This window comes from Paraburkholderia sp. (assembly GCF_049581445.1).
In the GTDB taxonomy this organism is placed as follows: domain Bacteria; phylum Pseudomonadota; class Gammaproteobacteria; order Burkholderiales; family Burkholderiaceae; genus Paraburkholderia.
The window spans coordinates 1-10725 of sequence record NZ_JBAURZ010000039.1 but is presented as its reverse complement, the minus strand read 5'-3'; the positions used below and the strand labels follow the sequence as shown (position 1 = coordinate 10725).

General features: G+C 63.6%; 7 protein-coding genes. 4 read left to right on the top strand and 3 right to left on the bottom strand.

Features of this window, described 5'->3' with window-relative positions; genetic code table 11:
• Together WCA85_RS02465 and WCA85_RS02460 are read right to left on the bottom strand one after the other, a co-directional pair.
• Positions 1–1080, bottom strand: a 1080-nt coding sequence (locus WCA85_RS02465; protein WP_424061549.1) for a DUF748 domain-containing protein, incomplete at its 3' end; no start/stop codon positions are given.
• A 323-nt stretch (positions 1081–1403) separates the two neighbouring features.
• Positions 1404–2825 carry a DUF1254 domain-containing protein gene (locus WCA85_RS02460; RefSeq protein WP_424061547.1) on the bottom strand — a complete coding sequence of 474 codons (1422 nt, stop codon included), beginning with the start codon at positions 2823–2825 and terminating at the stop codon, positions 1404–1406.
• 205 nt (positions 2826–3030) lie between these two features.
• Between WCA85_RS02460 and WCA85_RS02455 the strand changes: the two genes are divergently transcribed.
• The 3 genes from WCA85_RS02455 to WCA85_RS02445 all read left to right on the top strand — a co-directional run bounded on the left by WCA85_RS02455 (position 3031) and on the right by WCA85_RS02445 (position 8413).
• Positions 3031–3672: an FMN-binding negative transcriptional regulator gene (locus WCA85_RS02455; protein WP_424061546.1), complete on the top strand. Its 642-nt coding sequence runs from the start codon at positions 3031–3033 to the stop codon at positions 3670–3672.
• 117 nt (positions 3673–3789) lie between these two features.
• Entirely contained in the window at positions 3790–6303 is a 2514-nt protein-coding gene (locus tag WCA85_RS02450) for a heavy metal translocating P-type ATPase (protein WP_424061545.1), read from the top strand.
• 133 nt (positions 6304–6436) lie between these two features.
• Positions 6437–8413 (top strand): methyl-accepting chemotaxis protein, encoded by a 1977-nt coding sequence (locus WCA85_RS02445; protein WP_424061544.1) that lies wholly within the window; start codon positions 6437–6439, stop codon positions 8411–8413.
• A gap of 69 nt (positions 8414–8482) precedes the next feature.
• On the opposite strand, the gene WCA85_RS02440 is transcribed toward WCA85_RS02445, so the two are convergent.
• Positions 8483–9136: a glutathione S-transferase family protein gene (locus WCA85_RS02440; protein WP_424061543.1), complete on the bottom strand. Its 654-nt coding sequence runs from the start codon at positions 9134–9136 to the stop codon at positions 8483–8485.
• Between the two features lie 213 nt (positions 9137–9349).
• Here WCA85_RS02440 and WCA85_RS02435 point away from each other — a divergent pair.
• Positions 9350–10725 (top strand): polyhydroxyalkanoate depolymerase (locus WCA85_RS02435; protein ID WP_424061541.1); only part of this gene is annotated, 1376 nt, incomplete at its 3' end.

Genomic DNA, 10725 nt, shown 5'->3' with positions numbered 1-10725 from the left:
GGCCGACGCGGGCGGCACGGCAAACGTGCGCTGGACGCTCAGCACGCCGTCTTTGTCCCGCGCCAGATTGACGGTGGGCGTGTCGAGGCGAATCTCGTCGAAGTGATACAGGCTCTTCAGCGGTTCAAGCGTCGCCGCCGCGACGTGCAGCGCATGCGCCGCGAAAAATGGCTGCTTGTTTTCATCCAGTACGTCGATATCGTTCAGGTCAACGGTGCCCGCCACGCGCAGCGACGGCGCATCATCGGCCATGATGAAGTTCAGCGTGAGGTCGGTCGACAACTTGCCCGCCTGCACCGTCACCGGCAGCTTCTGCGGCGCGTAAGACAGCAGGTGTGGCACATCGAGTCCATCGAAGCGCAGCGACACGTCCGATTCGCGCGAGGCCGCGAACGGCTTGGTCTTGCCGTCAATCGCGAGTGGGCTGCCGTCGATCCGCGCACGCAAAAGCGGCTCAACGAAGATATCTGTCTTCGAAGGCAGTGTCGCAATGAACGGGATGCCGAGCTTCCATTGATCAATCACGTGCTTGACGCCAAGCAGGCGATCATCGAAGGTGATCTGGCCGTTCTCGAGTCGAATGTTCGACACGGAAAAGAGCGTGGGCTTGCTATTCGGTTTGGACGGCTGGTTGGCGAACTTTTCGATCAGGTCGGTGAAATTGAAGCGCTGGGCATCGTACCGGATGATATTGAAGCGAGGCGAATCGACCTGCACCTCATCGACGATCGGCGCCGCGCGGAACAGGGAACTCCATGACGGCTTCACGATGAGCCGCGAGATATCCACGAAATCGCCCTGGCCGCCGCGCTCGCCAAGATGAATGTTGTCCGCTTCGAGCCGGAGCGTGTACGGATTAAGCGCGATCCGGCCAATGGTGGCGGGCCGGTCGAGTTGCTTGCTGAGTTGTTGTTCGGCGATATGCCGAATCAGCGGCGGTGCCGCGAAAAAGCCCAGCAGGCCAAACACAACAAGGAAGATCAGCAGACCGATGACAATACGGCGCGTACGGCGGGCCTGCGCGACACCGCGCACGGTTTGCAGGGATGAAGCGAGGGTTGCCTTGTTGATGCTTGCCATGCCTGGTCGTGAATGATGCGACGGCAAGCCCGCCGCGATGACTGAAGTCCTGCCTCGGGCAAGTATATGTCTTGAGACGTGTGCGGGATAGAAATGTAAGCCAAAAGCAAACAATCATCCAAAACGCATTAGATGAAGCCTGGGCTATCGACGGTGACGGGTGTGTGACGCCTGCTGCGGCGCCACAAACTCGCGCGGCGCGCCCAGGAAAGGACGAGGAAGCGGAAGCGCCGTAGAGGCAAGGAGGCGCGGGCCCGCGCTGAGCCAGCGACTCACGTGTGCGCCACACTCAGGCAGCGCACACGCGTTGGTTTATGACTGACTTACTGACGCACGACAGCCGGCGGCTGCCAACTGCCGTCGGTGGCCTGCGGTTTTGGCGCGTAGAGCCGCAGCACGAGCTGGATATCCGTGCGCGGCGCAGGCAGCCAGTTCGCAGTGCGCGCCTTCGCCGCCGACACCGTCACATCAAGCGAACCGTCGCGATTGCGGCGTGCGCCGTAGCGGTCACCCACTGCGAGCCGTGCCGGGCCGCTTTCACCCAATGCGCCATCCTTCGTATAGGCAGTGATTGACCAGAATCCTCGCACCGGCGGCAACTGGTTCGATGCGAAGTGGATCACGTAGCGGTTTGCCCCATTCAGGGGGTGCCCGTCGCTATCCATCGAAACCGACGCGCGCACTTCGTCGTCCTTGGTGCCGATGCCCAGTTGCGAGTACGCCGCATAAGCACGCAGTGCGTAGTCGGGGCCGTAATTGCCGACGCTGTCGCCAAACCAGCTCCAGCCGTTCGCATTCAACAGATTGGGCGGCGGCGCGGCGACGCGGTCGTGACCATCGGAGAGGCCAGCGGCGATCGCATCCGTTGCGTGGCCCGGCAACGCGACCGGCTCACCCGGCGTCACACCGAGGTCTGCCAGGAACTTCAATGCGTGCGGGTCGTCGGGCACCGGCGGATTGTCCTTCAAGCCTTGCGCCAGGCGATCGAAGAACGCGCCCGCGTCAAGCGCCGCGACCTGCGAGGCCGGTGTGCCGGAGCCGGTAGATGACGGCGCCTCATCGTTACCGCTCGTCGATCCTGCAGACGCCGAGCGTGCGTCGCCTGTGTAGACGCTCAACGGTACGACGCGGATGCCGCGTTGCAGCTTGCGCACCACCGCGAGGTCACGGCCGCCATTCGATTGAACACGCACCGACACCCAGGCATTGCGCGTCGGCACGTCGACCCGCGTGACTTTCTCAGGCAGATCGCCCTTCCAGCCAGGCCCGACAAAGGCAATCGTTTGCTCCTTGATGCCGCTTACTCGCGGCGCGGCCGGCGCGCTCGTCGACCAGACCACGTTGGTCCACATATCGAGCGCCCGGGCATCGACATAGCGGCCACGTGAGTTCGGCAACGTGAGGATGACGGGGCCGTCCGCGAGATCGAGCCAGCCGGTCGAGTCGAGCGTGTCGATACCCGGCGTAGGTGGATTGGTCGAGCCCACCGGCGGCAACGCCTGCGCCACACGCAAGGTATTGATGGGCGCCTGACCCGGATCGCTGCCGACGGCGGCGTCGCGCGCAGTTTCCATCATCACGAGCGGGTAGCCGAATACGTATGAGTCAGCCACTTCGTCCTTGATCCAGCCGGTTGTCTTCGGCGAACTAGTGGATGTCGCCGCACAGCCGGCGAGAAAGGCAAGGCCCGCGAACGACGCGCAGGTCCAATGAAGAGAAAATTGTTCTCGGCGATTTTTTATCATTCGTTCAGATGGCAGAACGTGCGGTCCATGAAGATTCGTCGGTTATCGGCAACTCTGGTCGCGCGGCCCCCAAGCCCATCGCGAACGGCTGCCTGTATCGATCCCGACAACAACGGGTTGTATCGTATCCTTGACAGAAGGCAAGCGCAAAGGCACAACGCACCTTTCTCACGCCTTCGGCCCACATCTGCATCTGGAGCGCTCCATGTACGTCCCCGCCCACTTCGAAGAGAACCGTCCTGAGGTTCTCCACCAACTGATCTCCGACCAGCCGTTTGGCACCCTGGTCACGCACGGTCCGCAGGGTCTCGACGCGAATCACTTGCCGTTTGAGATCGAACCGGCCGAGGGTACGCACGGCACATTGCGTGCGCATGTCGCGCGTGCCAATCCCGTCTGGCAGGAAGTGGCTGCGCAACCGGAGGCGCTCGTGATCTTCCAGGGGCCGGCTGCGTATATTTCGCCGAACTGGTATCCGAGCAAGCACGAGGCGCATCGCCAGGTGCCGACGTTCAACTACATCGTGGTGCATGCGCATGGCCGGATTGTCGTGCGCGACGATGAGGCGTTTGTGCGCGGCCTCGTCGCCCGGCTTACCCGGAAGATGGAAGCCAACGAACCGAGACCGTGGAAGATGGGTGACGCGCCGGCGGACTATCTGACGCAAATGCTGGGGGCGATCGTTGGGATCGAGATCGAAGTAACGCGGCTGGTTGGCAAATGGAAGCTGGGGCAAAACAAGGAAGCGGCCGATCGTCGGGGCGCAGCGGACGCCTTGCTGGCCAACGGCGGCGATATGCAGGAAGCCGTCGCTGAAGCCATGCTGAGCGCGCCCCCCGCGTTTTGAACGCCGACCTCGCCAGGTCAACACGTATTTCCAATTTTTTGGGCTTGACCTTCCCATCATGGGAAGGTCAATACTGGACTCATGATGCGGCCTGATGCCGTTCCGAGCCCTGCCACCATGACTGATCTTGCGACTCCCGACCGCGCCGCGTCGACCCGCGCCGAACTCGATATCAGCGGCATGACCTGCGCTTCCTGCGCGATGCGCGTCGAAAAAGCGCTCGCCAAAGTGCCGGGCGTCAGCCGCGCGTCGGTCAATCTCGCCACTGAAAGGGCCAGCGTGGACGCGGACGGCAGCGTCGATCGCGACACGCTGGTGAATGCCGTGCGCAAAGCCGGCTATGAAGCCGCTGCCGTCCCACTGATCCCAGCCTCGAATTCCACGCCCACGCAGCTTACCGAGCTTGCGATAGGCGGCATGACCTGCGCAGCGTGCGCGATGCGCGTCGAAAAGGCACTGGCGAAGGTGCCTGGTGTCGCGAGCGCATCCGTCAACCTCGCGACCGAAAAGGCGACCGTCAGGCTGACCGATGGCGCCTCCACCGAGGCTGGCAGCGGCCTGGACGCGCTAGTCGCCGCGGTTACTAAAGCGGGCTATCAGGCGACCCCAGTTGCGCAAGAGCCGACGCCAGCAGCGCCATCGGAGGCAGAGCGGGCAAACGGGCGAAATCGCCGTGAACTTACCGCCGTGGTGATCTGCGCACTGCTGACCCTGCCGCTCGTCGTGCCGATGCTGAGCGAAGGGTTCGGCGGCCCGGGTTCATTCGGCGTTAGCAGCTTGGTGCCGCCATGGCTCCAGCTTGGACTTGCCACGCTCGTCCAGGTCGGGTTTGGTGCGCGCTTCTACCGCGCAGCCTGGCGTGCGGTGCGAGCCGGCGCAGGCAATATGGATCTGCTGGTCGCGCTCGGCACGTCGGCGGCTTATGGCGTCAGCGTCTACGAACTCATCGCGCATCCCGGTGACGCCATGCATCTGTACTTCGAGGCGTCGGCAGTCGTGATTACGCTGGTGCGCTTCGGCAAGTGGCTGGAGGCACGCGCCAAGCGCCAAACCACTGATGCGATCCGCGCGCTTAATGCGTTGCGGCCGGATCGTGCGCGCATCCGTGTCGGCAGCGAGGAACATGAAGTGCCGCTGGCGCAGGTGCGCGTCGGCATGATGGTGGTCGTGCGACCGGGCGAGCGCGTGCCTGTGGATGGCGCGGTGCTCGAAGGACGCACGCATATTGATGAATCGCTGATTACCGGCGAGAGCCTGCCCGTGCCCAAGCAGCCGGACGATCCCGTCACCGCCGGCTCGATCAACGGCGAGGGGGCGATTACGATCACGACGAAGGCCATCGGCGCCGAAACCACACTGGCACGCATCATTCGGCTCGTCGAAACGGCGCAGGCCGAGAAGGCGCCGATCCAGCGCCTGGTCGACCGCGTGAGCGAGATCTTTGTCCCGGCGATTCTTCTGATTGCGGCGGTTACGCTGATTGGCTGGCTGATTGCAGGCGCAAGCGGCGAAACGGCCATCCTCAACGCGGTCGCCGTGCTGGTCATTGCCTGCCCGTGCGCGCTAGGGCTGGCGACGCCAGCGGCAATCATGGCCGGCACCGGCGTGGCCGCGCGCCACGGCGTGCTCATCAAGGACGCCTCGGCGCTGGAGATCGCGCACAACGTCACGCTGGTAGCCTTTGACAAGACCGGAACCCTGACGGTGGGGCAACCGTCAGTGACCGCGTTCGAGCCGATTGGCCTCGCGCGCGACGAGGCGTTGGCGCTCGCCGCGGCCGTCCAGCGACACAGCGATCATCCTCTAGCGAAGGCGGTGATGAAGGTTAGTACGCTCGCGCAACGGCCCTTGCAGACCGTCTCGCAAGCCCGCGCAGTACCAGGCCGTGGTGTTGAAGCAGACGTCGACGGCCGAACGATCGCCATGGGCAGCAGCAGTTGGCTCACCGAACTCGGCATCGTCGTGCCGCCCGCACTCGCCGAGCGCGCGCAGCAACTCGAAAGCTCCGGGAACACCGTCTCGTGGCTGATGGACCGTAGCGCCGCGCCCCCCACCGCGCTTGCGCTGATTGGCTTCGGTGACACTGTCAAACCCGGTGCGCGTGCGGCCATCGAGCGCCTCAAGGAAATGGGCGTCAAGAGCGCGCTCCTCACCGGCGACAACCGGGGCAGCGCGGCTAGCGTAGCCGCGGCGCTCGGCATCGATGAGTTTCACGCGCAGGTGCTGCCCGACGACAAGGCGCGCGTGATCCGCGATCTGAAGATCCGTACGGCCGGCGTCGTGGCAATGGCAGGCGACGGTATCAACGACGCCCCAGCCCTCGCCGCCGCCGATCTCGGCATCGCGATGGCCACCGGCACCGATGTCGCGATGGATGCAGCCGGTATCACCCTGATGCGCGGCGACCCGGCGCTCGTGGCCGACGCCATCGATATCTCACGGCGCACCTGGCGCAAGATCCAGCAGAACCTCTTCTGGGCGTTTGTCTACAACCTGATCGGCATTCCGCTCGCCGCGCTCGGCCTGCTTAATCCAATGCTTGCGGGCGCCGCGATGGCGTTTTCGAGCGTCAGTGTGGTGACGAATGCGCTGTTGTTGCGGACGTGGCGCGGGCGGCGGAAGCTGGTTTGATGAGTTCGTAAGCCGCAGGTCGCCAACGCCAACCTCCCTCAAGAATTCGCCCGTTCTGCCGTCAATGGAGCTATAGCGCAGTCCGTCACCCCACCCGGACTGACCCGCAACCTCCTCCTCACAAGCAGAACGCATGCAATTCCCCTCTTTGCACCGGGCCAGCGTCGGTGCCCGGCTGGCCATGCTTTCATGCGCCCTGGTCGCGCTGATCTTCGCCGCTTTCACTTTCGCGCTAACGCGCTCAGCCGGCACGCAGATCAGCGACCAGGTCCTCACGCGGATCGCCGAAAAAGATCGTTCGATCGCCGCGATGATCGCCCTGTTCGACAAAGGGCTCTCTGCCGAAGTCGGCCGCTCCATGACGCTCTTCGCGAGCCTCCTGCCGTCCACCTACAGCCTCGACGAAACGCAGAAAGTGGACGTCAACGGCGTCGCCACACCGACCATCAAGGCGGGCGACAAGGTCCTCAACATGGACTTCTCGATCCCCGATGCATTCCTGCAAAGCAGTGGCGCAATCGCCACCGTGTTCGCACGCACCGGCGACGACTTCGTGCGCGTCACCACTTCGCTGAAGAAGCAGGACGGCTCGCGCGCAATCGGCACCCTGCTCGACCGCAAGGGGCCAGCTTATGCGCTCGTGCTCGGGGGCAAAACCTACACGGGACTCGCCGCGTTGTTCGGCAAGCGGTACATCACCCAATACCGGCCCATCATGGATGCAAGCGGGCGCGTGATCGGCGCGTTCTTTGTCGGAGTCGACGTGGGCGCCCAGATCCAGTCTGTCGAAGACGGGATCCGCGAGTTGAAGATTGGCGAGAGCGGCTACTACTTCGTGCTAGATGCTTCCCACGGACCCGACCGCGGCAAGTTCGTCGTGCATCCGGAAGCGGCTGGCCAACTCGCCGACGACACCAACGCGCCCTACAAACAGATGCTAGACATGCAGCAGGGGCAGCTCGAATACCGTTCGACCGATGCGACGCTGGGAGAAACCGCCGCGCGCGACAAATACGTTTCGTTCGACACCGTGCCGGAGTGGCATTGGCTAGTGGGCGGCATCGCGCCGCGTGACGAAGTGATGGGTGAAGTCACGGCCACCCGTAACCGCTTCCTCGCGATCGGCTTCGCGCTGGTGGCCGCGTTTGCGGTGCTGTTCCTGATTGCTGTGCGGCGGCTCGTCAGCCGACCACTCGAGGAAGCGGCGAAAGCGTCAGAGCGTCTCGCCTCGGGCGATCTGAGCGTGCGTCTCGCGGATGGGCAACAACTGCGCGCCGATGAAATCGGCCGCCTGATGCAGGCCATCGACGGCATCGGAGAAGGGTTGGCGCGCATCGTCACGCAAGTGCGCAGCGCGTCCTCCGACATGACTGACGGCACCGTGAAGATCGCCAACGGCAGTGGCGACATTGCCGCGCGTATCGCCATTCAGGCTAGCAGCCTTGAAGAGACCGCCGCCAGCATGGAACAGATCACCTCGAACGTGCAGCAGAACGCTGATCATGCAGCACAGGCCAATGCGCTAGTCACCAGTGCATCGGAAGCGGCCATGGAAGGCGGCCGCGCGGTAGAGCGCGTGGTCTCGACGATGGGCAACATCAGCCGCTCGTCGAAGAAGATCTCGGACATCACGAGCGTGATCGAAGGTATCGCATTCCAGACCAACATTCTTGCCCTCAACGCGGCTGTCGAAGCGGCGCGCGCGGGCGAACACGGACGCGGCTTCGCGGTAGTGGCCGCCGAAGTGCGCGCGCTGGCACAACGCAGCGCGGCAGCGGTCAAGGAAATCGAAGCGTTGATTGGCGAATCGACCGCGCGTGTGGAAAGCGGCTTCAAGATCGCCGAAGAGGCCAGCGCGACCATGCAGGGCATCGTCGAAAGGGTCGCTCAGGTGCGTGTGATCATGGGCGAGATCAGCGTTGCATCACGCGAGCAGTCGGGCGGTATTGAGCAGGTCAATCTCACCGTCACCCAGATCGGCGAGGCAACGCAGCAGAACGCCACCATCGTCGGTGACGCGGAACACGCTGCCGCAGAACTACGCGATCATGCGGCCCGGCTTGCGCAAGTGGTTAGCGTGTTCAAACTCGACGCGGGACGGTGGGAGTAAACGGCACACGCGCGGTACACACCGGGGCTGCAACCTCGGCGCGAGTCGAACCCGCACGGGCACGCTCACTTAAAATTCAACGTCGAGTTCATCGATTTCGTCCACTTCCTGCTGGGCGTCGGCCATCCACTGCTGCATCTCCGCAAGCGCGAGGATGCGCTGGCCATATTCGACGATATCCGGATCGAGCTTGACGTCGTAGGTCACAAAACGCGTCACCACAGGCGCGTACATCGCATCCGCCGCGCTGCGCTCGCCGAACAGATACGGGCCGCCGTACTGCTCAAGACACTCGCGCCAGATCGCGACAATCCGGTCAATGTCGGACTGCGCGCGCGCCCACACCTTGAAGCCTGGGAAATGCGCCTTCAGGTTCATCGGGAGTGCAGAGCGCAGCGAGCTAAACCCCGAATGCATCTCGCCGCAAATGGCCCGGCAATGAGCACGCGCGCGCCGGTCGAGCGGCAGCAGTTTGGCGTCGGGCTGCACCTCGTTCAGATACTCGGCAATCGCCAGCGTGTCCCAGACCTTGATGCCGTCGTGGAACAGGCACGGCACTAGAATCGACGGCGAGAGCAATAACAACTCCGCGCGCGCGTTGGGGTCGTCGATGGGCGTCACGGTCTCTTCGAAGGGTAACCCGCTGAATTTTGTCAGCAGCCACCCTCGCAGCGACCACGACGAATAGTTCTTGCTGCTAAGCGTAAGCGTGGCATTCGCCATAGGAATCTCCTCCGAAGCGTACGTGTCGCATCTGACAAGCCGCATGCACGCTATGGTGCGTCGGCGCACCAAATCACGGCAAAAACGGCACTCTGGATGGAACAGCGCAAATGCTATGCCAGCGCGGGCCGGCGCGCAGCGCAATGCAGACCGCATTGGCACATGTATTGCCTCTATTCGGGCTCACTCCTTTTGGGCATTCGTGCGAAGGCTATGAATCTGTTCGCCTATCCCGCCTATCAGGCGTTCGCTGACCTGATGCTGCCCTTTCGACACAGTGCCGCACTCGTCAACCATGCGCTCGACGCGTGGCCGGCGATCAGCGACACGCCGCACGGCCGCTCGCTGCGCGCTTCATGCGAACTGATCACGCTCGCCGGGCTTACTCACCGGCGGCCGCCGTTCGAGCTCGATTCGATCGAGGTGGACGGTAAGTCCGTCAAGATCGTCGAGGAAGTCGCGGCGCACACGCCCTTTGCGTCGTTGCTGCACTTTCGCAAGGACACCCGCGTCTCGCCCGCGCAGCCGCGCGTGCTGGTGATCGCGCCCATGTCGGGTCACTTTGCGACGCTGCTGCGTGGCACCGTGAAAACCATGCTGGCCGACCACGACGTCTATATCACCGACTGGCACAACCCACGCGATGTGCCGCTCTCACAGGGCCGTTTCGGGTTTGACGAGTTCGTCCAGCACGTGATCGATTTCACCAGCGTGATTGGCCCTGGTGCTCATCTGCTAGCGGTGTGCCAGCCGACCGTCGCCGCGCTCGCCGCTGTCGCGCTGATGGCGGAGGACGATCATCCGGCGCAGCCTGCCAGCATGACGCTGATGGCTGGCCCGCTCGATACGCGCATCAATCCCACCAAGGTCAACGCCCTCGCGAAGAGCAAACCCATCGAATGGTTCGAGCGAAATCTCATCAGCGCGGTGCCGCCTGGGTTTGCTGGCGCCCACCGGCGCGTTTACCCCGGCTTCGTGCAACTCAATGCGTTCATGGCGATGAATCTTGGGCGCCATCTCGACTCGTTCGAGACGATGCACTACGAGCGAGCCAAAGGCGATCCGGCAAAGGCCGACACGATCCGGGTCTTCTACGAAGAATACTTCGCGACGATGGACCTGACGGCGGACTTCTATCTGGAGACCGTCGAAACCGTGTTCCAGCGTCACGCGCTGCCGATGCACGAACTGGAAGTGCGTGGACGCCTAATCGAACCGTCGAAGATTCGCCGCACCGCGCTCTTCACCGTAGAGGGCGAAAAGGACGATATCTGCGCCGTCGGCCAGACGCTCGCGGCGCAGGACATGTGCGACAAACTGCGGCCTTATCTGAAGACGCATCACGTGCAGACCGGCGTTGGGCACTATGGTGTGTTCAACGGGCACCGCTGGGAACGGCATATCTATCCGCGGGTGCGGGCGGTGATCTACGACAACGAGCCGCGCGCAGTGGCAGTTAATGTGCATGCCCAAGCAATCAAGCCCGGCGTACCGGTCGCGGTCGCGCCTGTTCCGGCACCCGCCGCGACGGCCGTCGCGACGGTGGTGGCAGCCGATGCGCCTTCTACGAGCGCCACCAAGGCCAAGGT